The following is a 26,281-nucleotide window of genomic DNA, read 5'->3' on the forward strand; positions in this document are numbered from 1 at the left end:
CTATGAAGACGGCTTATGCCACAATTAAAGGTATTGAAGTCATGCGTGCACTACGTAAAGGCCAAGCTTCGTCATTTTATTATGGTCAGCCTCAGGGTGAAGTCTATCTGGTGAATAGAGTTTTCGGTCTCTAAGCACTTTTTAAAGGGAACATCATCGACTCAAATTTCTATTTGCAACAGTGCCAGATTTTGTGTGTAGGCTTCTTCATTTGAAAATTATATCGCTGAAAAACCCTTTACAGATAAGTTTGTGCAACAAAGCCTTACGACGATCACACTCAGCTATGCATTCACCTTGCTGATTTTATTGCTACATACAACTTCGACCGCAGACTCAAAACACTCAGGGGCCTGACTCCCTACGAATTCATCTGCAAACAGTGGACAGATGAACCTGAACTTTTTAAGATTGATCCGATCCATCAAATGCCGGGACTAAACAAAAGAAAAAAAAGGCTTTTAGTTTTTTAAATTTCCACTGTGGAAATTTAAAAATATTTTTTTAATTTTTAAAATTATGCTAATATAAATTTAATTTTTATATATTTAATCCATGACAATATACGTAATTGCCAATCAGAAAGGTGGCGTTGGAAAGACCACACTCTCAACCAATTTAGCTGTTGCTCTGAGCAAAAAAGGTCAGACTATTCTTGTAGATGGAGATGATCAACAATCCTCTATAAAATGGAGTAAACGTAGAACACAAGACTCGATTACAACCATTTCGCTCAAAGATAATTTAAAAGAAGAACTACAACAGTTAAAAAATAATAATAAATATATTGTATTGGATGTTGCAGGACGTGATTCAGCTGAGTTTCGTTCAGCATTATTAATAGCAGATGTTCTTATTATTCCAACGCAACCTAGTCAAACAGATATCGAAGTGCTGCCATTTGTGCTTAGATTGGTAAATGCTGCTAAGCAAGTAAATAAGAAATTAGAAACTTTTGTAGTCTTAAATAAAGCACCAACCAATACCAAATCTACAGAAATTGATGCTGCTTTAGAGTTGCTACAACAAGTCAAGTCTGTGAAAACACTAAATACCATTGTGCGTGATCGCAAACAATTTCGCGATGCAATGATAGAAGGAAAATCAGTATTAGAAATGGGTAGTAGTAAAGCAAAAGATGAATTAAATGAATTTTTGGTGGAGATCCTGTAATGGCGAAAAAACCACTCATTGTCGATTTTGATGATGCCTTTGAAATGGAACAAGCATTTATTAATGCAGCAGGAACAGGCAAAGTTGCATTGGTATCATCGACTGAAAATAATATTGTTGATCTACCTATAGAGCTTATTGACTTCTCAGAGCATCAACCTCGCATTATTACAGACAAAGTTTTACAAGATGTTGAAAAGCTTGCCAAAAGTATTGAAACGAATGGGCAAATTTATCCGATTGTTGTGATCAAAAAAGAAGAAACATATGAGCTTGTTGGTGGAGAAAAAAGGTTTCGAGCTGTTCGTGATGTATTAAAACATAAGACTATTCGTGCAATTATTCGAGATGATAAATCTACAGAAAAGACAGCTTTAATTTCATTGATTGACAATTTACATCGGTCAAATCTTAGTGATTTTGAATTAGTCAATGCTATACAAAAACACTGCGATGAGTTTGGTTATACTATACAAAATATAGAATTTATTACTCAAAAATATCAATTAGATCAATCTAAATACTTTAGATTAATGAGCTTTTATAAACTGCCAAACTATATAAAAGAAGATCTAAAAATCCACCCCAAAGCGATTTCAGGTGCAACCGCACAACAATTGTTAACTGAATTAAATAAACTGGTTTTAAAGTTTAACCATCAACTAGTTGAAGATACCACGTTAACCATATGGAAAAAGTACCTAAATGAATTTACAGAAACAAATCGTCCATCAAAAAAATTCATTTATCAAATAGAAAAAGCATTAACGGTACAAGAGACAGCTAAAAAACAAGATCAAAGCATCGAAAATGCCTCTCTAGTAAACAAAATGATCTTAAAAAATAAAAATGGTCTTAAATTTGGTTCGATTAAGATCGAGAAAAGTCTCAATGGGAAAACAGTCCTAAATATTCGCACCAGTTTAAATGCTGAATTTAATCAAGAAAAGATTGAAAAGTTAGAAGAATTTCTTGCCGGTTTAGATGACCACCCATAAAAATTATAAATTTCCACTGTGGAAATTTATAATTGAGTATCCAATATTTTTTTAAATATTGGGTACTGCTATTTATCATACATATTGAATTAAAAAGTGTTAAAGGGAAAAATGCTTACCAGAACGGTAACTGATCTTCTGATGGATCTAAAATTTCATCCATATCAGAATCAACAATATTTTTATCTTCATGATCTGCCATATTATCTTCAGATGCATCTTTTTTAAAAATATTCATATTACGTTTTGCTTGTATCCAAAAATAGTAGTCTAAATCAATAGGTTTATGATCATTCAATATCTCTAATTTATTTATTAATAAACTGCGCATCATTTTTTTAGCTGTAATCGTATCCAAACTACCTAAAAAATAACCATAATCATTTAAAAACACATCACAATTCACTAAAACTGTGATTTGCTTCGAACTCAACCGAGTGACTGGTTTAATATATTTAATACGTTCTTTATCTTTAAAGTGCGATCCATCATCACGATATGGAATTGCATTTTTAAGATGTTTTTCTTTTAAACGATCAATGATACGTTGAAAAATTAGATTACGATGCTCATCTTTCATTTTGTAAGTAAAACGTATACCCACAACAAATTTTCCATTTTTAATCGTTTCATAATCAACTTCTAGATTACTTAACTTATTGATTTGTGTTTTTGCAACATTCAAAACACGACTTTTTAAGTTATCGATCAGTTTATATTTATCTTCAATATCTAGAGCAAAACGTAATCGTTCCAAACTTATATCATGAATTTGCTGAACACCTAATGACTCAGCCTTCCATAGTTCAGAATTAAGAATTCGATAAATCCGCATAGCATAATTAGAACGCATCCGCATAACATAGCGAATTTGGTGTGTACTAAATGAATGTGTCATCCCTGTTGGATTAATTAAATTATAAAAATAATTATAAAATTCTCTAGCAAAACGAATCTGCATGCATTTAGTTTCTTTACTATAATGACAATAGATAATCATCGGTACTTTAATTGGTGTAGGATCATCTTTTTTCTTGATCAACATCACCTTAGGCTTATAACTATCGTAAACACGCTGTAAGGCCTTTTCACCATAGCGATGAATTTCATATAACTCACTGGCTGTGACAACATCTTTATCTAAATGTTTTTCCGAAATCAATTCTCCAAAATTAGCTGCACTAATTGTAATAAGTTCATCCGGATCAAAGCGCATATTTTTATTTAATTCATTTTTGCGCACAGCAACCATAGCACAGTAAACTAGCTTTTCTTCATTGGCTTCATAACTGTAATTTGCCGTTGTCATATCATTACGTGTAGCCACTAAATCAGTGTATTGAACACGACGAGAAGAAGGTTTTATTAATTCTGTACTTTTCAAACCAAGCTCCATGGTTACAATTTTATAACCATACATTAATGATATCTTGTATTGAAATCAAGAATGGAAGAAAAGAAATCAATAAAAATCTATCCATTAGGTTACGGACAAAACGTATGGTTATTTAATATTTCTGGTAAAACATTACTAACGGACAAAACGTATGGTTATATTAAAAATAAAGCTAAAACAAACCAAAAGCATTGTTACTCAATATTTTTAACAGCATTAAAATAATGTAATAAAGGAAATAGAAAATTAAATAATCGAAAGAAAAGTAATAAATTTATGGAGAAAGCATCTAAATTGGACAAAATGTAATGATAATGTTTAAAACATAATCATTAATTGAAAAAATTGAAAATAGAAAAAATTAAGACTATAAATTTTTAAATTTCACCTTAAACAAACTTCTCAAATTAGATGCAAAATTGTTTTACCTGTTGATAATTTTGTTGATAAATTGAGACAAAACGTATGGTTATTGGACAAAACGTATGGTTGAACGGACAAAACGTATGGTTGAACGGACAAAACGTATGGTTGAACGGACAAAACGTATGGTTGAACGGACAAAACGTATGGTTATTGGCATGTAAGTATATGAATTTAAATATAAAAAATAGCCCTTTAAACTTATATAAACTTTTATAAACCTATATAAACTTTTATAAACCTATAATTAATATTTTTAAATAATGAAATACGTAAGATTTACAGCCATAACTAATTTCAAATAACTTTATTAAGTAAATATCTGAAAAACAGAGGGCGAATTCACTCAAATTTAAGTGACAACTTGGGTAAGCATACTTTTTGAAACACCACAGTAAAATTATTACTTGAAATGTCGCATTAACTCATTGAATTGCTCTGTTCTGACTAGTTATAAACATATAACATCATAGTCGGTGTTTTTAGGCTTAACAGATTCTGTTGAGCCTAAGTTGTAAATTTAAAAATTAGCCATTTCAACAGTATTGAGTTTATACAGCCAGTATCAGCTGAGATGGTTACGATAGAAAAAAATTGGAAATGCAAAAAAAATCACTTGAAGTCCTGACCAAGTTAAGTGCAGTTTTGATATTAGATTTACCAGATTTTATTCGACATTTTATCTTGAATCTTAAAAACAAGCTGAATGCTTATATCAAAAGAATTCTTAACAAGGGTGAAAAATCCCATAAAGGTGTTGATGAATTTGAAATTCTAAAATGGTTAATCCATAAAATTTCTTTAGATTTGGAACAGGTTCCAAAGCACAAACATAAAGAGGTACATGCTGTTCTATTTACATGTTTTTTTACTCAATTGTCCGATACCTTAGGTTTGCCATTATCACGGTATATGAAGGTGGGAAAAAATCCGCAGCATTGTGTTCAATTGAGTGCAAGCACTTATAAAAAATACTTTGGCCTGAATAAAGACTTGAAGCTCAAGTTCGAACGAAACCTGAATATCAATTTTTACCCTGAAAAATTATGGTAGCTTTATGAGCCAAACTGATGAATTGTCAGCTGACAAGCAAATTAAACTATTGGAAGAATGGGTCAATCAACCCCTGAGTGTAAAAAAACAAATTTTGAATCAGCTCTTGGCGCAAGATCAGCAGGCACTGGAATTGTATGTTGCTGCTCACGATATCCATGTGGTGATTAAAGACAATCGGATGGTGACACAAAAGAAATTATTGGCAGGCTTAACTCAATGGGCTAAAAGTGCATCTATAGGAGAACTAAGCGACCAACAAAAAGCAGCATTCATCTATTCATATCTTTTGACTGCAGTCTTGTGCGAAATGCTGAAGGGAATCATCTTGTTAGAGCCTCAGGCTGAAGAGAAAGAAAGACGAGTTATTTTACATAAGTGTGAAAAGAACAATAAAATCAATACAGTATCTTATGATTTAAAACTGTTGTTGCAAAAGCAGTTTTCTCACGCTGAGGAAAATAAACAACTGTATGCAAACATCACGCAAAAACTCCAGGGGATGGATGAATTTAATGCCAATGAGTTAAAAACTTTTTTAGAGAGCAAAACAATAAAAAACGATTTTGAACAGCTTAATCTCGGCCGCCATATTCAACAATTCATTATTGTTTGTAATGAACTCATCAATAGTAGGTTAAATTCATCGTCAATCAATGTTCAGGCTTTAATCGACAACATTCAAAAGCGCATGACCCGCACACCTCATTCTGGCATATCTTCGTTTGATGTGGAGAATGATGATAAGGAACAGGATACAGAGGCCAATCTTGTCGATCCTGAACAGGATGAGATCGCCAAGCGGGTGAAGGGGAGTTTCTCTGATGACAAACAGAAACAGCTCGAAAAGCAAGCTAAGCGAATTCAGCGACGTGACTTAGCCTGTAAAACTAATCCGCTTTATCTGAAACCCAGTTTATTAACTGAGGTATATCAGCGATTGCACGAGTGTTATCAAGAAAATACGAAAAATGATGCATATCAATCGGCTTTAGCTGTGTGTGGTCTGATGTGTCTCTTGACCGGTCTGAGTCCAACGGTCTTTCAAAAGATCAAGTATTTGATTGGTATTGGTAGAATTAAAAAAAAATCAGTCAAAAAAGTCATCCATTATTATTGGGTGATCGATCCTAAGTTGAATGCCAATCATTCCGGTGCCATGCAAGATAAAGCACAGCGTTATAATCGGGCCTTAACCCTGGAATGGCGCATACCAGCACCCTGGATCACCAGTTTAGAGGCTTTAGAGGAACCTGAATTTTGTGTGATTGAGTACAATAATTTTTTGCGGGAAATTTTTAAAGAGCATGCAATTGGCGAAATCACCTGCGGTATGTTAGAGCGGCAAATCTATTTTTATATGGATATGGAGACGGATGATAACCTGGTCGCACACTTGCTGGCCAACAGAGATAGCCGTCATATCGTGCAATGGAACTATGAAGGGCGTCAGATCGATCAAATCGACCAGCATTTTCAAGGCTATATTAATGTTCTATTAGACCGTAGAAAAGGTGATCCATGGATTGAGAATGAACACCCTGGTCATATTTTTCATCGTGAGGAACGTATCGGCAGTCAGCGATGCTGGACTGTAGAGGCCGCGAGTGAATTTTTTAATCAGCTTTATCATTTTGTCAAAAACACATTAGCCAATACTCAAGCGAATCTGATCGAGAAGCTGAATGCTTACAGCATTTGGATGTGGCATCTTTCCTTAATCTGCCTGACGGTACGTCCAATAGTCGGCATGCCGGGGTTACTCAAACATTACGATCCTAAGGCACAACTGCTTTATGTGCATGATAAAAAAACTGATTCACGAAAAGTAGGACGTCCTGTTCCTGTTACAGGCTACTGGCAGGATCATTTCAATGCATATCGAAAATATCTGACGCAAACCATCGAGACACTCGGGATAACTAGTTTTAAAGTGAAATTGGAAAACGATGGTTTTATGCTCTATGTCATCTCACATCCTCGGATCAAGTCCCAAAAAGGTCAGGTGAATCTTGCGGAAGTCGTGGAGCATTTGGAGTTACAGCCCATGTCTGCTGATTTTGTCACGAATTACCTTAAAGAGACCGTGCAGATTTATAAAAACTGGCCAAGGCATTTCACTAAAAATCATCTCGCCTTGAGTGGTGACATTCACAATACGCTATATACCCATGATAAGCAAAGCATGGGATTCAGTCACATTTCTGGATTAAGCCCTTATCTCTACAAACACGACATTCAGCAGCAAGTTAAAAGCTTGCTCAACAAACTAGAAATCGCAAAGCTTGAAGTGCTTTAAAGGACCATCTTGTGCTTGATACATCACTCGTTACGCAATTAGAAAATGCCATTAAAAGAGAAATCGCCGACATTTTTAAGGAAACTTCTCAGCTGATCACTGCTACATACACAGATGTAAATTCTGACCTTGCTCAAATTGATTTTAAGTGGCTTGACCAGCAAATTCTGGACAAGTTCAATATCCATAGAGCAGTTTTAGAGCAGCTCTGCCAAATATCCAAATTTAAGGACAATGCTGCAGATTACCTTCAATTCTGTTTTAAACAAGTGAAACAGATTTGTAAGGAGAAAAACCAGCAGTGGCAAAAGGATTACCCTTCCTATGCCGAGAGCTATGAGATTAAGTTGCCCGATTGGATAGTCTACACACCTAAACGTCTAGACAACGTTTTTTCAGGACGAAAGTTACAGCAGGGTACTATGCTCGTCGAGGTAAAAGAAAAACTGTATGTGAATTGGGCGGATTATCTCAAACAACAAACTCAAGGTATCCTCTTAGACTCTACGGCTAAAGAGCAACAAAAATTAGTGAATACCTTGTTTGAATGTCTGTGTATTTCATTAATTTTTGATCAGGGATGCATGCAACCTGAACGACTGATAGCCATTCATGATGCGATTTTTCATATGAACCTGGATAGTGGCTTGCTTCCGATCTATTCAGATGCCGAAAAGGTTCAAAAGGCTTATGTCTTTTCATACACATTGCCCTCGACAAAGTATGGCAACATCTATCGTCAGGATGGGGAAGAAGAGGCGGAGTTATGGCAAACCCAAAACATTTATTTCAATGCCTTTGCGATGCTATGTTATCGACGGATTCAGCAACTACTCAATGGACCGCAAGGGTATGTATTACAAAGCACTTCGCCATTGCTGTACTGGGAAAAAGAACAGAGTGAAATTGAAACGGGGAATCAGCCTGAAGCCTTACTGCTAGAAAAACTTAAAATCCATTTAAACATTGTACTGAATATGGCGGAGGAGGGGGACTCTAGAAAAGCACGTGAGGATCAGCCATTTGCACAGCTTAATCACGTGAAGCTATTTTTAAAAGGCTTGGAAAAGACCGGTTTTGCCATTTTTAAGCATATGGATTATGTCTTGTGGCAAGAGATTCCTAATCTGGATGTGTTAAGTACCAGTGTACTGAACAATCAGATCATCACTTCGCCTTTAATCTATGAGCAGTATACACAACTCTATGATCAACCCGATTGCTGGAAAACTATTCAAGCTAGAATCAAAAATCTTGAAAAAAAGCCTCAAGTCTTAGACTTGGAGATGCCTACAGTTACAGTCAAAACATTTCATGATCGACGAACCGGTCAACGTCATGAGCTGAAATCCTGGCTTTTATCTTTTCATCAGGATATCAAACCCAAACAGCTTGCGGATCAACTCCAAGAAAGCATCCAAAAATCTGAGGACTATAAATCTGCGTATGAGGCTGGAAATGGCGAGTACCTAGATTATGTAGTGGCTATTGCACATTTACGCGTGTGTCAGTGGTTAGAAAACGAATTTGCTTATCATGGGAAAGCAGCTATTAAAGTCTCAACAATCAAGCGTTACTATAGTAGTTTTGTGCTTGACCTACTTTGTTATGTTCTAGAACAGCAGATCAATCTAGATACAGCCACTGAAGAGCAGTTTGAGGAAATGTATCGCACGATTGTTGAAGAAAAACTGCTGAATGATCAGAAAAATCATAAAACGACCGCCCAAATCAACAACAATAAAAAATACAATACCTCGGGTTATGCCTTTGATCGGCTGAAAGCCTTTCACCAATACTTAGTCAAGAATCATCGTGCACCGATTGTGCAATATTTATATGAACGTCAAAGTGATGGTTTATTTTTAAAAACCAGACTCATTAGTCCGCAGATGTTTCAATTGATGATACGGATTCTTAGAGGATACCCAGAAGCTTTGGGTCTGACTGAGCAGGATGCAACCTGTCTAGAATGGGTCTATACATTGGCATTTAGACTGGGCTTGCGTATTGATGAAGCTGCTGGGATCTGTATCGATGATTTTGTATCTCCGCAGTTACGAAAACATCCTGACAATCGACAGCTCTATTATGTGTTTGAATCCGCTTTAGATCAGCAGAAAGACGATCGATCTGACCATAAAATGAGAAAAACAATGGGTGATATTGATGATCTCACCCTCAGGATTCGTCTAAATTCTGAGCGTGATCTGAAAAGTGATAATGCCACGCGTCAGTTTGATTTAGTTCATTTCTTAGCACCGGACGAGTTCACAGGATTTTGTCGCTTTTATCAAAACCTGTTACCTGGCTCTAAAGCGACTGCAGCAGTCTGCAATAGAAAAACCAAACAGCTCTTTATGCTGGGTGAACAACCTTTATCCAGTACAAATTTATCAAAAATTACCCAGTTGCTGTTTAATACTGTATTAGGGACAAACGATCATCAATATACCTTTCACGCTTTCAGGCATAGTACCGCTTCACATTTGGCTATCCTTTTAAAAGGCAGCATAGCACTGGTACGTTGTTTTACTGACTATGATTCCGAGTTTGGGCGTAAGCTTAAAAAGCACATTTTACCCAATATGAAGGATGCTTCATCGCGTAGTGCCCAAGCCTGGTCTCGACTTGCGCATCTGATGGGGCATGAAGACATTCGGATCACTGCAAGACATTATCTGCATCATCTGAATATCCTGATTGCTGACATGTTTTATCAAGCAAACCGTGAATATTCACCTCAATTGATCAAGGCATTATTAGGCGATAGTCAGTTGATGCATCGCGATTTCAAAGTTGAATTTCAGTCGAATGAAAGAGATATTTTAAAATTGATGAAGAAGATTCATTCACACACAGAAAATAATTCTCAAACTGCTGCATTAAAGAGCAAGAAAAAGCAGAAGCAGCCTCAACAACAGGACGTATTTTTATACCGTGAAACGTTTTTAGAGGAATACCGGAAGTGGCGGGAAAAAAAAGAAAAAGCAACGATCGATCCTGAAGTATTGAAGTTCATTCAATCGATCAGCCAGCCGTTTTCTCTCTATACAAGTCACGTCAAAAATGATGCTAATCATGAGGATCTTATCGGTTTTACTTGGAATAAAATGGTGACATGGTCTACTCTCTATGAGATTGAGCAACCTTTTAACTTAAATAAAAATGTAACCCAGAAAGATCTTAAACATTTTTTTGATTGTTTAGAAAATAAAATTTCACTTGAAAAAGATCGTCCTATTTTGAACTTTAAGGCATCATCTAAAAATGACTTGATTGACTATCAAAGATTCTTAGATTTTATCAATAAACTTTATTCAAAAGATTTAGATAATTTTGAATGGGATGAATATAATCCGGGTGAATTTAATAATGTAAAAAAGGGCGAGGTGAAAATAAAAAAATATAAAATATGGAATAAAAAAGATAATAATTTTATTCAAAAGATGCTGTTGCAAAGCGTCTTTTACAAGATGAAAGAGTGCCGAGAGTATCAAAAAAGAGTGCTTAGAGGTTCTATCAGAGGTTGACGATATCAACGGAAATTCATCAAAAAAAACATATTGAAATCAGATGTATATTTTTGTTGATTTTACAGCTTTGTTTTTTTTATCCTATTTTTGCAGAAAAGTGAGTTTTTATCGCTCAAAAACTGGGTAATTAAGGGTGAAAATCCAACCCCGGGTTTTAGGTTTTTTGAGTGTTTTTTAGCCTTAAAAACAGCATTGTTGAGACGCAAGACAATAATCACGCTACGTTAAAATTAATTGAAATATTATTGATATAAATAATACCTTTTTTTGTTAATAAAATAATAAATTAAAAGCGATTTAATATGAAATTGAGTGTTGTTTTAAATTAATTGGAGAATCAGTTTTAAATAATGTAACCCTCTATTTTGGGTTGATTTTTTGGTTTTTTAACCAAATAAAAAGTACGTTTTTTCATATTATGTTGATAATTTTTAATCAATTTTATACATTGCTGAAGATAGAAACTGTATTTAAGTTGAATTAATCTGTTTTGATGAGTTAATGCTCATAAATGAAAATTCCTTATTCTAGCCTTTAGTGGCTTTGTTGCACAAAGCTATTCTTGAGGGCTTCTTTAGCAATATAATTTCCAGATGAAGAAGCCTGCACCTAAAACTTACCGTACAACCAATTGGTCCTCGTATAACCAAGCTTTAATCAAGCGAGGAAATATTTCAATCTGGTTTGATCCTAAGACCCAATGGTATGCACAACCACAAGGCAAGCACGGACGAAATCAAACTTATTCCGATACAGCGATTCAATGCTGTTTAATGATCAAATCTCTATTCCGTCTTTCTTTACGTATGGTCACTGGCTTTGCTCAAAGCCTGATTAAACTCTGTGGCTGAGCAGCCCCGAATATCAGTGATATTCGTACTCCACCCTCTGTAGACGACAAAAGCATATTGATATTGCGATAAGCTATCAGAAAAGTCGTGATGGGTTACACCTACTCGTCGACTCTACGGGTTTAAAATTTTTAGGTGAAGGTGAATGGAAGCGTAAGAAACATCAGCCTGCATACCGTCGGCAATGGCGTAAACTGCATATTGGTATAGATGCTGAAACACTGCAAATACGTGCCGTTCAGCTTACGACAAATAATGTCAGTGATTCACAAGTACTAGGTGATTTACTGGATCAAATCCCACCAAATGAGCGAATAGATTCTGTCTATACCGATGGGGCGTACGACACGAAGTGCTGCAGACAAGTGATTTCAGATCGTCAAGCACATGCAGTAATTCCACCCAGGAAGAATGCCAAGCCCTGGAAAGATTCTAAAATCAGTTCAATAGAACGAAATGAGTTACTTCAAACGGTTAAGCATTTAGGCAGAACCCTATGGAAAAAATGGTCGGGCTATCACCGTCGCAGTTTGGTGGAAACCAAGATGCATTGCATCAAATTATTAGGAGATAAGCTGACGGCAAGACATTTTCAAAGTCAGGTCAATGAAGTTCATGCGCGTGTGGCAGTTCTGAATAGATTTACGGAATTAGGTAGACCTCACACCCAAGTTGTCACTTAAATTTGAATGGATTGGGGAAAACTCAGCTTTTGAATGTTTATGCAACAAAGCCGCCTTTAGTTAAAACTGCTAATCATAAATATTCTAAAAATAGCCTAAGCTTAATAAGTGGTTCAAAAGGGGCCCAGGCCTTTGCTTTGTCAAAATCTGATTTGCCAAGCAAAGGCCTGGGAATCCGCGAATTTGATTTTTTGTTTTAATAATCCTCAATATTTTAATTTATTGAGGTCCTTTCATAGAATTAATGAGTAAAAAAAGTCTAATTTGGTTTGACCAAAGAAAAAGATACAAATATGATAATTACATTACAGCAAAATCTGTAATCAGGCGTGGAAACCTGAAAATTACTACAGAAGCATTAAAACCGCTTTAAGCGGTTTTTTTTGTGCTTATTATGCTTAGCTTGCCATTATGGTAGGCCAGGCAGGGCAGTCTATGACTGGCCGTCTTCTGTAGTGCGGTATTTCCACCCCTGTTTGGTCTACCTCCATCTCGTGGAAAAGATGGTTGTAGATAGTAAACTCTAAACTACAGGTACTCAGCATGAAGATTTCATTATCTCAAATCCCCATTTCTCTTACGTTTCTTTTGTTAGCGCTGACCGGATATTGACGGTCATTTAATTCATCGCTTTAACCAAATTGAACGATATACACTTTCAAATTTCGTATTTGAGCGAATATAGGAAAGTGCTGCCTGGAGAAAACAAAAAATGGGCCAAACTCGATTACTGACGAATATCATTCAGCGTAAAGTCATGTTGCCAGAAGAAATGTCACCATCAATGCAACGAGACAATTTTGAAGTTGCACTGACTGATTTTGAAAAGCATGCCATCATCAAATGTTTATTTAAAGCGGATAACCAGCGTTCTACTGAATGTTGGAGTGTGCGGGAAATTGCAAACTTTATTGGGAATTGCACAGAAGATCAAAATATCAATTTGTGTATCTTGTATTGGAAAGATATACACGGCAACATCTATATTATCGATGGGGCGCATCGTCTTTCGAGTATTTATGCGTGGGTCAAGAGATATTTTGCAGATGAACAAGCCACTCAAGCGCCTAATTTTAGCGATCAACAAAAAGAAGATATTCGTGACCTGCGAAATCATTTAGGGGATCTGGCTGACTTCCAAAAAATTTGTATTGATCCTAAATTTGCAGAACAAAAATCTAAATTAGACGATATTAAAATCAGTTTCCGGCAAGTGCTTGGTACTCCAGAAGATGCACGACGCGTATTCCAATCGATTAACTCAGATACTAAACGCCTGGATAAATATGAGGAATATCATCTAAGAAGTCGGGGGAGTGATGCATATTATGCGATCTATGCCTGTTGCTATATCAATGACAATAAATCCAATTTAGAAGAGCTTCAATATACACGATTAAATGAGCTGATCGAGTTGGGGGAGAGGATCCATCAGCTGCTTTTCTCTACCATCTTATTAGATACTGAAATGAGTCATGGCAAAAAAATTGGCTTGGTCAATGAGCTCATGAATATCATCGCGGGTGATCGGATTCATAATATCATGAGCCTGAATCAGGGTGAACGCGTTGAAAAGATCATGTCACATCTGTTTACGGTCCTTTGCAGAATGGCCACTCCTGTAAAAAATACTGGGGTTCCGAGTTTGGGCTTACATCCGTTCTTATATTTTTATAAGGACCAGCGTTTTCAGATTACTTCCTTTCTGGCATGGTTTGCTATTGTGTTTGAAATTCATGAAAGTCGCATGCAGATTCATCATCGAACGATTAGTTTCAAGGACTTCACCCGGGTACGCCGTAGTATTGAGTTCTTGATCGCCAATTTCCCCGTGGCGACCACCGAAACGGTCGGCAAGTTCGGCAGTGGTATCAAGGGCTATGATCGGCTACAAATTGTCTATAAAGCCTTTATTTGCTTAAGCTTGGAAATGGAGGTTGATTTTGATGATGAGGAATGCCTGAATACATTTATTCTGTCCATGTCTAAAGCCTTCAAATACATAAACTTTAATGAGTTTTATGTTGAAAGATTTTTGGGGAATTATGATGATACGGTCGTGAAGCATGTGGTGGGATATGTGGAGTCGATTAGTCCAATCTCGCGCTCAAAGCCCAAATCCTTTTCAGCATTAACCAAAAGTTTACTTAAGCACAATTTTCTGGTGGGTAATCATAACTTTTGCCTCATTTGTGATGGATTAATCTATCTTGATTCTACTGAATCGGATCATAAAATTGCCAAAGCCGTTGGTGGGCAAGGGGTGCTAGAGAATGGTCTGCTGGTTCATCCAATCTGTAATAGAATGAAATCAGATCTCAGCTTAGAAGAGATCAGAGCGGATTTGTTTGGTGAGTTATTGTATTAATCAGCAGGGCTATGTTTTTGTGTTCTCAAGTGTGTTAATTAATGATAAATCACATGATTTAACTTTTGATCTATTTTGCCAATGTGGTTTTTTTAATTCAGTGCAGAATCATAGTTAGAAGCTAGCTGTAGTTTCTGAATGATCGTCAAGATCCTTAGTTTTGCCCATAGATTCCCTCTATGGGTATTTTTTTGATCAAAAATCATGTGTAGATGCCCTAGAATAAACCTTTTAGCATTTCATAAGCAATCAAGATTAAGCCTGACACCATCAGCACCACAAAAATGAGTTCCACTCTAGTTAACATAGTAATTCCATTTACTTTTCACCCAATTTATATGGCAAATAAGTCGTAGTAGCAATGACATAACATGACATAGAAAATAATCAAAAAGACAGAATTTGGATTTTTATATTCAAGGCGAATTATTAAGATAATTGTGAAAACTTCATAGGAACTTCTTTTTTTTCAATGAAAATGTTATATCCTTAGAGTCTGCATGATCCATTTGAAGCGAGAATTTTATGAAAAAAGTTATTGGTATGAGAAATAGCCGTACTGAAGCCTTTAAAATCGTAAAAGCTTCATTTGCCGTAGATAATTTGGTTGTAGATAATAAAGGCTTACAAGCAATTAATGACTATGTGACGGGTTCTAAGACATTTGAACAAGCCAGAAATACACTTGTTGAAATGTACCGTGTACGATAAAAATGTTTTTTGATGATGCACTACATTATTATCTGACGGAAGAAGATTTTTATGATGATCCATTCTGTGATGAAAATGGTGTTTTGATCAACAATCTTGGTATTTCTAATACCAAAGACCTGAATGAGGCAGAGAAAGCGCTAAGTGCCTTACAAAATACAAGGTTACAGGAAAATATCTCTGTTTTTCTAGGCAATTTTGATTTACAGCACCTACAAAATATACATCATCAATTATTTATGGATGTCTACCCATGGGCTGGCCAATTAAGACGCGTGAATACCTATAAAGGTGAATGTATCTTTCTCCGTTACAATAGCATAGCTCCTTTATCAGATCTGCTGTTTTCATGCCTCAATAATAACTTTAACCATTTGATTAATAATAAAGAAAATATAGATTTGGTCTGTAGTTTTTTAGCCAGATTTTTTGTTGTTTTAAATTATATTCATCCATTTAGAGAAGGTAATGGTCGCTCACAACGTTTCATGCTAGGCCAGATACTATTTAAGTTAGGTTATACGATCGATTGGACCACTGTGAGTTCAGATGCTATGAATCAAGCAGTGATCGCAGGATGGAAAGAAGGTAACTTTAAGCTCACTGAAAAAATGATTAAACTTAATATTCAAAGATTAGAAGTAAGTTGAACACCTAACCAATATCGTACTCAGCATCAATTTTGGTGTTTCTTCAGGCCTACTGCTGACACTTCAAATGATTCCATGATAAAAATCAAACATCATTGTAAAGCCTCTAAAAAACGATTGCTCCAACAATAAAACACAACACCCCAAAAGCGATCCAGAGCCAGACAGTTGATCTGGATGTCTGCATACCTGGGTTATTCAATGGCGGTGGTTGCTCAGAGGCGTTCTGTGGAGTATTCGGCCTGTTTGTATGAGGATGATGCTTGGAATAAGAAAGTCCTGTTCCGGGAATGCCCACGCTGGTTCGGGTGCCTTTTTTACCAATATTTAAAGAAGCACCGGGTTTGCCAATGCTCGCACTGCTGATGCCCTTAGGCGTCAGATTAATTTTTAAACCCGGTAAGATTTTAATGCTCTTGCGAAATCTAAAGCCCATATTTCCCCCATTTGCAAAACCAGTTCGCTGTGTATTTCAGTTGATAGAGGTAAATTCAGAGAATCTCAGATCCTCATCTACCTCGCTAGTCGGCTGTCCCCATAGAGACATCCGTATATTTTTTATCTGGTGATTGCAATACTACCTTTAAATACCGTCAAAAATGTTTACTGTATATTTGCTGTAGGGTAATCTTAAAGCTGCTATTTATTGACTGATTGGTATATGACGACAGATAAGCATGAAGTCCTGCTACGAATGCGAGCGATCGAGCTGCTTGCTTACTGGGAAGGTCGTTTGGTTACCAATCGTTTGATGAGCTGGTTTGGGCTCAGTCGACAGCAGGCTTCTGCGGATATCAAGCGCTATAATACGCTGTATAACCCCGATGCCTTGATTCATGACCCCTCAGTCAAGGGTTATGTGCCTAAAGCCAGCTTCCAGCCTGTACTGACTACAGCGCATATCAATGAATATCTCAATATGCTGTCAGGCTTGGTTAGTGAATCGCATGCCCTGATAGCGATGCCAGAACCGAATCTTGCAGCAGTTCAATTACCTGATCGCAGTGTACGTCCTGAAGTGATTCGGGAAGTTTTGCGTGCCTGCCGAAACCAAAACACTTTAAAAATGATTTATGCCTCGATGCAGAATCCGCAGTGGCATGAACGCATCATTTCCCCACACACCCTGGTGTATACCGGTTTTCGCTGGCATGTCCGTGCCTATTGCCATCAGAGCAAGCAGTTTAAGGACTTTTTACTCTCCAGGATTGATCGCACACCTGTTGTGGTGGCGATTGAGTCAGTAGACCCTGCTCAGGATCAGCAATGGAATGAAGAAATTGTACTGACGCTGATCCCTAATCCAAAATTGAACTCATCACAACAAGCGCTGGTCGAAAAAGACTTCGGCATGCCTGATGGCAGATTACAGATTCCGGTGAAAAAAGCCCTGGCTCACTATACCTTGCAGCGCTATCAGGCCGCGATCACGCTGGCTGAGGCGGATGATGCCTTGAAATATCCCTTGGTACTACAACGCTCAGATATCGAAAAGCTGTCGTCTTACCTGTTTGATCAGGCCTCATAGGAGATTGGCCATGTTAGAACAATTTCATTATGACAGTGACCTGATTGGTGGCTCCCTGATGGTGCGTGAAAGCCGGCTGATCGCGGATCTGTTATTACGAGAAGCGACTCCAGAACAATGGCATCAGGCCATTCAGATTGACAATATTCTGCAAAAAAGAACGCCTGCTTCAGCTCAACGCAATGCCACCGCTATTCGTAAGCGTCTGGAGCGCTTAGAGCCTGATTTCTGGAAAGCTTTGCGTGATGGGGATGATGAGCTGGCGACTCAGGTGGCTTTTTGTGGCGCATTGGAACGCAACCTGTTGCTGCTTGAGTTTATGGAAACGGTGATGAGGGATGCCTATATCTCTCAGGCGCAATACTTGGACAGTTATATCTGGTCAGATTTTTTGGATGAACGCTCACAACGTGATCCGGATATCTGTGATTGGAAAGAGTCCAGCAAGAAAAAAATGGGGCAGGTGGTGTTTCGCATGCTGGCAGAAGCCGGTTACTTAAAAAGTACCCGTAAGCTGGAGTTGCAGCGCGTGATCGTCAGAGCAGAGCTGCGTAGCCTGTTGGAAGAACATTATAAACAACGCATTAAAAGATCTATGGAAGTGTCGGTATGGACGCGTTAGTTGTAGAGGGGCAGCAATGAGTCAAACAATACATGAGCGTCTGAACCAGATTCCAGAGCGAATTCTTTCCACTGAGTTTCTCACTGGACAAGGATTGGGCAATGAAATTGGCTTCTGGATTTTTGATTATGCACCTGAAGATGAGTTGAAGGTGCGCGAATATCTGCATTTTCTCGAAGGGATGCTAGAGAAAAAACACAGTCAGCTGAAGGTGGTGAATATTAACCTGCTGCAAGCCGTGGTGGATTATCTGGCTGAGCGTAACTTCATCGATAAAGCCATTCAAATGCAAAAAGCCAAAGGCGATGAGGCGCTGCTCAAAGCGCTGAAAGGTCCACTGCATATGGATAAGTTCGCGCCGTATCTGGTGAGTAAATATGCCACTAATGCGCAAGATATTGTGTTGATGACTGGGGTAGGGTCGGTTTGGCCTCTGTTACGTGCCCATCACTTATTGAACAGTTTGCATTCGTTACTGGGGCATAAGCCGGTGGTGCTGTTTTACCCAGGCTATTACGACGGTCAAGCGATGAGTTTATTTGGAAAAATTCCAAGCAACAATTACTACAGAGCATTCAGATTAGTGCCTTAAACACGGCAAATAGAAATAAGAATTCGGGGGAATGGATTGAGATGAACATTAAAGAACTTTTTTACAAGCCATTAGATCGTGCGATTAACGGGGTGGTCAAGGCAGATCAGAATGACAATACCACGGTATATCAGGAACTCGATGAGTATGTGGTCACCAATGAGCTGGAAAAGCATTTTCGTGACTTTTTCCAGTCTTATGGCACAGATCTAAGCGATCCTTCGATTGCCAACCGAGTCGGTGTTTGGATTTCAGGCTTCTTTGGTTCAGGTAAATCACATTTCCTGAAAACCTTGTCGTATATTCTGGCCAATAAAGTGGCACGCGATGCGGAAGGTAACGAACGCAGTGCTGCAGAATTCTTTGATGAAAGCAAAATCCGCGATGCATTTATCCGTGCCGATATTGGCAAGGCGGTCAGCCATCATGCCGATGTCATCCTGTTTAACATCGACAGTAAAGCCAGTTCCAATGACGATGGCAATCCGATCCTGAATGTGTTTTTACGGGTGTTTAACGAGTATCAGGGTTTTAGCGCTGATCATCCACACATTGCCCATATGGAGCGCCACCTGAGTCAGAAAGGGGTGTATGAACGCTTTAAACAGGCTTTTGAAGAATCTAGCGGCATATCTTGGCTAGAAGAACGTGACGGCTATCAGTTCTATCAGGATGATGTCGAAACCGCAATTTCCCAAGCCCTCAACTTATCTGCTGAAGCGGCACACAAGTGGTTTGAGGATTCTGAGCAGACTTTTAGTGTTTCGGTCGAAAACTTCTGTCAGTGGGTGAAAGAATACCTGGACAGCAAAGGACCCCAGCAACGCATGTTGTTTCTGGTGGATGAAGTGGGGCAGTTTATTGGCAGCGATACCCGCTTGATGCTGACACTGCAAACCATTACTGAAAACCTGGGTACGATCTGTAAAGGCCGCGCTTGGATTATCGTCACCTCACAAGCGGACATCGACGCCGTTTTAGGTGAGATGTCTTCTTCCAAAGCCAATGACTTCTCCAAGATTGCTGGACGTTTTAAAACCCGTTTATCACTGTCCAGTTCCAATACCGATGAAGTCATCCAGAAACGTTTATTACGTAAAACCCCAGAAGCAGAAGCATTGCTCAGATCGGTGTTTGAGCAAAAGGGCGATATCTTAAAAAATCAGATTACCTTTGACCGTTCAGGCCCAACCCTAAAGAACTATGAGGGGCCAGACAGCTTTATTCATAACTATCCTTTTGCGCCGTACCATTTTCAGCTGGTACAAAAAGTATTTGAAGAAATCCGTAAAGTCGGTGCGACCGGTGCACACTTGGCCTATGGTGAACGGTCCATGCTGGATGCGTTCCAGATGGCCGCGAATGCGATTGCTACAGATGAAGTCGGTGCACTGGTGCCGTTCCACCGCTTCTATGCTTCCGTTGAAGGTTTCCTGGATACTGCAGTGAAACGTACCATCGATCAGGCAGGGCAGAATCAAACCCTGGATGGTTTTGATGTGCAGATGCTGCGTACCCTGTTCATGATCCGCTATGTCGATATCATCAAAGGCACATTGGATAACCTGGTGACTTTGTCGATTGAGAAAATTGATGAAGACAAGCTGGCATTACGCAAGCGGATTGAAGAGAGCCTGCAGCGTCTGGAAAAAGAGAGCCTGATTACGAGGAATGGCGATGAGTTCCTGTTCCTGACCAATGAGGAGCGGGACATTACCCGCAAAATTAAAGCCACTGACTTAGCAGCTTCAGAAGAAAATAAAGAGTTAGCCAATCTGATCTTTAAAGATTTACTGCGCGATCAGAACAAATACCGCCATCAAGCCAACAAGATGGACTATCAGATTGGTCGTTTCCTAGATAGCCATAGCCTGGATGGCAAGTATGAGAGCGATTTGAAAGTTGAAATCATTTCTCCGCTGGATACGGAATACAACCTCTACACTGAAGCTTACTGTATTGGTAAAAGTACTCAGGCCGAAGGACAAGTGCTGTTTAAACTGGCAGACGATAAACAGTTCTTTAATGAACTGCGCACCTGGCTGAAAACCAATAAATTCATCCGCTTAAATGATGATGGCACTCAGTCCGATATTTCCCGTATTCTGGCAGACCGTGGTCGTGAGAATCAGGAGCGTAAAAAACGCCTGCGTGCCCGGGTCGAAGAAATGTTGCTGGACGCGGAAAGTTATGCCTTGGGTCAACATCTACAACTTTCATCTTCAAGTCCAACCACCAAGCTGGATGAGGCTTGTCGTTATTTGCTGGAAAACACCTATACCAAACTGAGCTATTTGCAGGTCTATCAGCAGGATGCCTGGCGTGAACTGAACGCCGTCTTGACTGTGGATGATATGGCGCAGCTCGGATTGTCTCTGGATGGCGGACAGAGCAATCCGAAAGCCCTACAGGAAGTGGAGCAGTACATTGCACTACGGGCCACTGGTACAGAGCGTATTCTAGTCTCAGATGTGATAGATCGTTTTGCCAAACGTCCTTATGGCTGGCCGGATGCCGAGATTTTACTGCTGGTGGGGCAGTTGGCGGCAATGGGGCGGATTTCACTGCAGTTAAATGGCGGCAGCTTGCAGCTGAAAGAGGCCTTTGAGCCTTTACAAAACAGTCGCCGTCGCCGTGATGTTTCCATTATTAAAAAGCGCCAGACTGATGATCAGGTGTTGAAACAGGCACGCCAACTGACCCAAGACCTATTCTCGGCCATGGGACCAGCGACAGAAAAAGAGCTGTTTGAGTTCTATACCCAAAACTTTAAGACCTGGTTAGCCAACTTTAAGTCGTATAAGAGCAAAACCGATGTCGGGCAATTCCCTGGCAAGAAAGTCATTGAGCGGTCGATTCTGACTTTAGAACGCTTGCTGGCCAATAGCGACAGCTTCGATTTCTTTAAAGCGGTGGTTGATAACAAGGACGACTATCTGGATCTGGAAGAAGACTACCGTGATATTCATGAGTTCTTCAGCAATCAGATGCCAAGCTGGCAGCAACTGCAGCAGGCTCTACGTCATTTTGAGAAAAATAAACAGGCATTGGGCAGTGATGAGGTGGCAAAGAAAGCCCTCTCTGAATTACATCGTATTGCCACCCTTGAATCGCCCTACGGCCTGTTAAATAAAATCGCTGATTTGGTTCGCACCGTGGAAAGTGTCAATCAACGCTTACTAACTGAAAAACGCAGTCAGGCGCTAGAGCAGCTGGATGACAAGATCAAACAGCTGGAAGCTGAAATCAAGAACAGCGGCATTGCTACAGCTGAGCTGAGTAACAAGCTACTGCGTCCGCTGCAATTGCTCAAAGCGGATATTGAAGTGGAAAGCAGCCTGTCCACCATTTACATGCTGCAAACCCAAACCGCCGTCGAGCGTTTTGATGAAGCCTTGTATGAGCTGGAACGAGAAGTTCAGACTGAAATTCAGCGTCAGGCCAAAGCGGCACAACTGGCTCAGAGCAAAGCAGAGAGCGTAACCAGCACAGCAACCACCGCCAGCCCAGTAGCAGCTGCTGTGAGTCCGGTAAAGCCCGTGATCGCCGTAGTGCCGCCGAAACCGGTGGTGGAAGTCGATGTCGCCAGCATTTACAACAAAACCTCTAGCAGTGTCTATCTGGAAACGGAAGAGTCTGTGGATCAGTTTGTAGACGCACTCAAAGTTGAACTGAAGAAAATCGTGGGTGACAAAAAGCGTGTGCGTATTCGCTAACTCAGCTTAGCGATCTATACGGCATCAGCAATCAATTGAAGGTTTTTAAATGAATACCAGTAATATTAAAAAATACGCACCGCAAGCACGCAATGATTTTATCGCAGCGATGCGCAAGCAGGCGGCCAAGTATGGCATCACCGCAGACAGCATTTTACCGGCTGAACAGAAAGGCGACTTGCTGCTGATTGGCGATCAGGTTTTTCCGCTATCCGTCATGAAAACTCGTGAGAAGCTGATCAAGCGCATTCAAACCAGCAGTTTTGAGCAGACGATTGATTATATCGCTTACAGCTGGTTTAACCGTCTCTGTGCGATTCGCTACATGGAATGCAAAGGCTTACTCGATCATGGCCGCCGTGTGCTGAGCAGTGCTGATGGCAGCGCCGGCTTGCCGCAGATTCTGGAAGAATGTCTGGATATCGACCTACCGGGTTTAGATGCTAGCCGTGTGGCTGAGCTTAAGCTGGATGGCAATAAAGATGAAGAGCTGTACCGGGAACTGTTACTGGCGCAGTGTCATGCGTTAAATCAGGTGATGCCACTGCTGTTTGAACAGGTTTCTGATGAGTCAGAACTGTTATTACCTGACAATTTAACCAAAACCGATTCCTTGATTCGTGATTTGGTCAGCAGCATTCCGGAAGAAGACTGGTCGGATGTGCAGATTATTGGCTGGCTGTATCAGTTCTATATTTCTGAAAAGAAAGACCAGGTGATTGGTAAAGTCGTCAAGAGTGAGGACATTCCTGCCGCGACACAGTTATTTACCCCGAACTGGATTGTGAAATATTTGGTACAGAACAGTGTCGGTCGTTTATGGATGATGGCCCATCCAGAAAGTACCCTGGCCAGCGCATGGGAATACTATATTCAGCCGGCTGAGCAAAGCGACGAAGTCAATGCACAGCTGAAACAGTTGATAGATGTGCGGATCAGTGAAGATGGCGATAGCTTAAACCCTGAAAGCATGACCGTGCTGGATCCGGCTTGTGGTTCGGGGCATATTCTGGTGGAAGCCTATGATTGCCTCAAAGCGATTTATTTAGAACGTGGTTACCGCAGCCGGGATATTCCACGTTTGATTCTGGAAAATAACCTGTACGGGATTGATATTGATACCCGAGCCGCACAATTGGCCAGTTTTGCGCTGTTGATGAAAGCGCGTGAGGATGACCGCCGTTTATTTAGCAATCCACCGAAGCTGAATATTATTGCGTTACAGGACAGTCTTGAGTTGGATGCAGATCAAATCTGGCAATATCTCAACTTAAATCAAGCATGGCAAAAAGGGAGTCATGTAGATCTGTTTGGCAATGACCAAAAGGATTTAAGCAGCCCGGACAATGATACGCGTTATGCTTTGATTCAAGAACTGGTAGAAAAGTTTAAAGAAGCCAAAACTTTTGGTTCTTTAATCTGTATGGAAAGCCAACTACAAGACTTTGCTGATTTGGAGAATACCTTAGAAGACTTAGTGGCTGATGGCGATACCTTACAGAAAGCCGCTGCTAAAAAATTATTGCCTTTGGTGATTCAAGCAAAACTCTTAGCTAAAGAATATGATGCTGTAATCGCTAACCCGCCGTATATGGGCGGTAAGGGAATGAATACTGCACTTAAAGATTTTGCCAAAATGCAATTCCCAGACAGTAAATCTGACATGTTTGCAATGTTCATAGAACGTTGCCAAGAACTTTCTAAAGTATCTGGTGAAACAGCATTTGTAACGCCTTACGTTTGGATGTTTATATCTTCATTTGAACAAATGCGTACCAAATTAGTGATCGATGCAACAATTCAATCACTCATTCAGCTTGAATATAATGCCTTTGAACCTGCATGTGTTCCTGTATGTGCTTTTATTATAGGAAAAGTACACATACCAAATTTCGTTGGTAGTTATGTTAAATTATCTGAATTTAAAGGTTATGAAAATCAAGCACCAAAAACTATAGAAGCCATTAATAATCCTGATTGCAGTTGGTTTTTTAACACTAAACCAGATGATTTTAAGAAAGTTCCAGGTAGTCCTATTGCTTATTGGTTGACGAATAAAGAGTTAGCAATTTTTAAAAATGTAATAACTGATGAGTATTTTAGTAAGATTACCGAGGGACTTAAAACAGGAGATAATAATAGATTCCTTAGATTTTGGGCGGAAGTCCCGATTGAAAGTCAGAAATGGTTTAAATACCATAAAGGTGGCGAATATAGAAGATGGTATGGTAATTTAGAACATGTAGTTGACTGGTCGAATAATGGAGAGACAATTAAGAGCAATAAAAATTCAGGTTTACAAGGTAAGGAATTTTATTTTAAACCTGGAATAGCTTGGACTAAGGTTTCTAGTTCATTTTTTGGTGTTAGATTATTACCAGATAATGTAATATTTGATTCTATTAGTCCATCGATTTTTATGAAAGATTCTAAAAACATTCCTGTCGCATTAGGGTTCTTGACATCAAAAATTGCTCAAAAAATTATTAATATTTTGAATCCGACAATGGTTTATCAAGTGGGTAATGTAAAAAGTTTATTTAAAATAATCGATTTAAATTCGATTGATCGCGCCGTTATAATAATAGCTCAAGAATTAATAAGAATACATAAAGAAGATTGGGATTTATATGAAAGATCTTGGGATTTTCAACAGCTTCATTTATTACGTAATGAAATTAAAGAAGGTGATCTTAAAAATACTTATTTATCTTTAAGGAACTATTGGGAAAATATAGTTGAAAAAACAAAACAATTAGAAGAAAAGAATAATCAACTATTTATTGATTATTTTAAACTTACAGATGAAATAACTAATGAAATTCAGGCGAATGAAATTACATTAACATGTAATCCAGATTATAGATTTGGCCTAGAAGTGCCGCATAATAAGAGAGAAGAAAGAATAAGGTACGACACTCTTACTGAATTAATTAGCTATATAGTTGGCTGTATGATGGGACGTTATAGCTTGGATGAGCCGGGCTTGATCTATGCCCATGCAGGCAATCAGGATTTTGATACCAGCCGTTATCAAACATTCCCAGCGGATGCTGACGGTATTATTCCACTGACCGAAGTGCACTGGTTTGAAGACGATGCCACCCATCGTATTCGAGAGTTCTTAACTGCGGTTTGGGGTAAAGACACACTAGACGCTAATATGCTGTGGCTGGCAGAAAGCTTGGGTAAAAAAGCCAATGAAACCGCTGAAGATACCATTCGCCGTTACTTAGCCAGCAAATTCTATAAAGACCACATGCAAACCTATAAAAAGCGCCCGATCTACTGGTTATTCAGCAGTGGTAAACAAGGTGCTTTCCAGGCGTTGGTGTACTTGCACCGCTACAACGAAAGCACTTTGGCACGTATGCGTACTGAATACGTCATGCCACTGATTTCTAAAATGGCAGCGATGGTTAACTCTTTGCAAAGTGAAATCGAAAACAGTGATTCCGCTGCTGAAATTAAACGTAAAGAGAAAGAACTACAAAATCTGCATAAGCAACAGGCTGAACTGAGTAGCTTTGAAGAAAAACTGCGTCACTATGCCGATCAGCGTATATCACTGGATCTAGATGATGGGGTGAAAGTGAACTATGGCAAGTTTGGGGACTTGTTGGCTGAAGTGAAAGCTGTGACGGGGGAAAAGTGATGAATAGCTTTTCTTCCACACTAGATC

At 39.0% G+C, this 26,281-nt stretch carries 17 protein-coding genes and 3 pseudogenes; 18 read left to right on the plus strand and 2 right to left on the minus strand.

The annotated features are described in order from the left end of the window. The 4 genes and pseudogenes from FTU45_RS13165 to FTU45_RS13180 form a co-directional block, all read left to right on the plus strand. Positions 1-134, plus strand: a pseudogene (locus FTU45_RS13165) (IS6 family transposase); the annotation flags it as partial. A gap of 132 nt (positions 135-266) precedes the next feature. Then, positions 267-473: pseudogene (locus FTU45_RS13170) on the plus strand (hypothetical protein); the annotation flags it as partial. Between the two features lie 82 nt (positions 474-555). Then, positions 556-1,173, plus strand: a complete 618-nt coding sequence (locus FTU45_RS13175; protein ID WP_000158575.1) for an AAA family ATPase — start codon at positions 556-558, stop codon at positions 1,171-1,173. After that, positions 1,173-2,171, plus strand: coding sequence for a ParB/RepB/Spo0J family partition protein (locus FTU45_RS13180; RefSeq protein ID WP_001085468.1), 999 nt, complete (start codon positions 1,173-1,175; stop codon positions 2,169-2,171). The genes FTU45_RS13175 and FTU45_RS13180 overlap by 1 nt, the downstream gene beginning before the upstream one ends. 115 nt (positions 2,172-2,286) lie before the next feature. Here the strand turns inward: FTU45_RS13180 and FTU45_RS13185 are convergent, their stop codons facing one another. Beyond that, the gene (locus tag FTU45_RS13185; protein WP_000274553.1) at positions 2,287-3,591 is read right to left on the minus strand and encodes a replication initiation protein; all 1,305 of its coding nucleotides are present in this window, start codon (positions 3,589-3,591) and stop codon (positions 2,287-2,289) included. A gap of 27 nt (positions 3,592-3,618) precedes the next feature. Between FTU45_RS13185 and FTU45_RS13190 the strand changes: the two genes are divergently transcribed. From FTU45_RS13190 to FTU45_RS13230, 9 genes and pseudogenes are all read left to right on the plus strand, one after another. Continuing rightward, positions 3,619-3,792 (plus strand): hypothetical protein, encoded by a 174-nt coding sequence (locus tag FTU45_RS13190; protein WP_180076550.1) that lies wholly within the window; start codon positions 3,619-3,621, stop codon positions 3,790-3,792. A gap of 798 nt (positions 3,793-4,590) precedes the next feature. Beyond that, positions 4,591-5,043: a transporter gene (locus tag FTU45_RS13195; RefSeq protein ID WP_180076560.1), complete on the plus strand. Its 453-nt coding sequence runs from the start codon at positions 4,591-4,593 to the stop codon at positions 5,041-5,043. 4 nt (positions 5,044-5,047) lie between these two features. Next, positions 5,048-7,342 (plus strand): hypothetical protein, encoded by a 2,295-nt coding sequence (locus FTU45_RS13200; protein ID WP_180076551.1) that lies wholly within the window; start codon positions 5,048-5,050, stop codon positions 7,340-7,342. An 11-nt stretch (positions 7,343-7,353) separates the two neighbouring features. Continuing rightward, positions 7,354-10,875: a hypothetical protein gene (locus FTU45_RS13205; protein ID WP_180076552.1), complete on the plus strand. Its 3,522-nt coding sequence runs from the start codon at positions 7,354-7,356 to the stop codon at positions 10,873-10,875. A 596-nt stretch (positions 10,876-11,471) separates the two neighbouring features. Then, positions 11,472-12,412, plus strand: a pseudogene (locus FTU45_RS13210) (IS5 family transposase). Positions 12,413-12,441: 29 nt separating this feature from the next. Beyond that, entirely contained in the window at positions 12,442-12,612 is a 171-nt protein-coding gene (locus FTU45_RS13215; RefSeq protein WP_168382101.1) for a hypothetical protein, read from the plus strand. Between the two features lie 512 nt (positions 12,613-13,124). Then, entirely contained in the window at positions 13,125-14,780 is a 1,656-nt protein-coding gene (locus FTU45_RS13220) for an HNH endonuclease signature motif containing protein (protein WP_180076553.1), read from the plus strand. A gap of 525 nt (positions 14,781-15,305) precedes the next feature. Continuing rightward, the gene (locus tag FTU45_RS13225; RefSeq protein WP_000755725.1) at positions 15,306-15,491 is read left to right on the plus strand and encodes a hypothetical protein; all 186 of its coding nucleotides are present in this window, start codon (positions 15,306-15,308) and stop codon (positions 15,489-15,491) included. Positions 15,492-15,493: 2 nt separating this feature from the next. Further along, a complete protein-coding gene (locus FTU45_RS13230) occupies positions 15,494-16,141 on the plus strand; it encodes a Fic family protein (protein WP_000464611.1) in 648 nt (215 codons plus the stop codon). 106 nt (positions 16,142-16,247) lie between these two features. Here FTU45_RS13230 and FTU45_RS13235 read toward each other — a convergent pair whose 3' ends face one another. Then, positions 16,248-16,577: a DUF4236 domain-containing protein gene (locus FTU45_RS13235; protein ID WP_000506883.1), complete on the minus strand. Its 330-nt coding sequence runs from the start codon at positions 16,575-16,577 to the stop codon at positions 16,248-16,250. Positions 16,578-16,802: 225 nt separating this feature from the next. On the opposite strand from FTU45_RS13235, the gene FTU45_RS13240 reads away from it, so the two are divergent. From FTU45_RS13240 to pglX, 5 genes are read left to right on the plus strand one after another with little or no spacing between them, the layout of a single operon-like run. After that, positions 16,803-17,669 (plus strand): YafY family protein, encoded by an 867-nt coding sequence (locus FTU45_RS13240; protein ID WP_180076554.1) that lies wholly within the window; start codon positions 16,803-16,805, stop codon positions 17,667-17,669. A gap of 10 nt (positions 17,670-17,679) precedes the next feature. Continuing rightward, the gene (locus FTU45_RS13245; protein ID WP_121523422.1) at positions 17,680-18,291 is read left to right on the plus strand and encodes a DUF1819 family protein; all 612 of its coding nucleotides are present in this window, start codon (positions 17,680-17,682) and stop codon (positions 18,289-18,291) included. A gap of 16 nt (positions 18,292-18,307) precedes the next feature. Continuing rightward, positions 18,308-18,883, plus strand: coding sequence for a DUF1788 domain-containing protein (locus FTU45_RS13250; RefSeq protein WP_005403808.1), 576 nt, complete (start codon positions 18,308-18,310; stop codon positions 18,881-18,883). A gap of 41 nt (positions 18,884-18,924) precedes the next feature. After that, positions 18,925-22,599 carry a BREX system P-loop protein BrxC gene (gene brxC / locus FTU45_RS13255; RefSeq protein ID WP_180076555.1) on the plus strand — a complete coding sequence of 1,225 codons (3,675 nt, stop codon included), beginning with the start codon at positions 18,925-18,927 and terminating at the stop codon, positions 22,597-22,599. Positions 22,600-22,648: 49 nt separating this feature from the next. Next, on the plus strand, positions 22,649-26,254 hold the full coding sequence (gene pglX / locus FTU45_RS13260) for a BREX-1 system adenine-specific DNA-methyltransferase PglX (RefSeq protein ID WP_180076556.1): 3,606 nt from the start codon (positions 22,649-22,651) through the stop codon (positions 26,252-26,254). The last annotated feature ends 27 nt before the right edge of the window (positions 26,255-26,281 follow it).

Source organism: Acinetobacter sp. YH12106 (assembly GCF_013418995.1).
Taxonomy (GTDB): Bacteria; Pseudomonadota; Gammaproteobacteria; order Pseudomonadales; family Moraxellaceae; genus Acinetobacter; species Acinetobacter pseudolwoffii.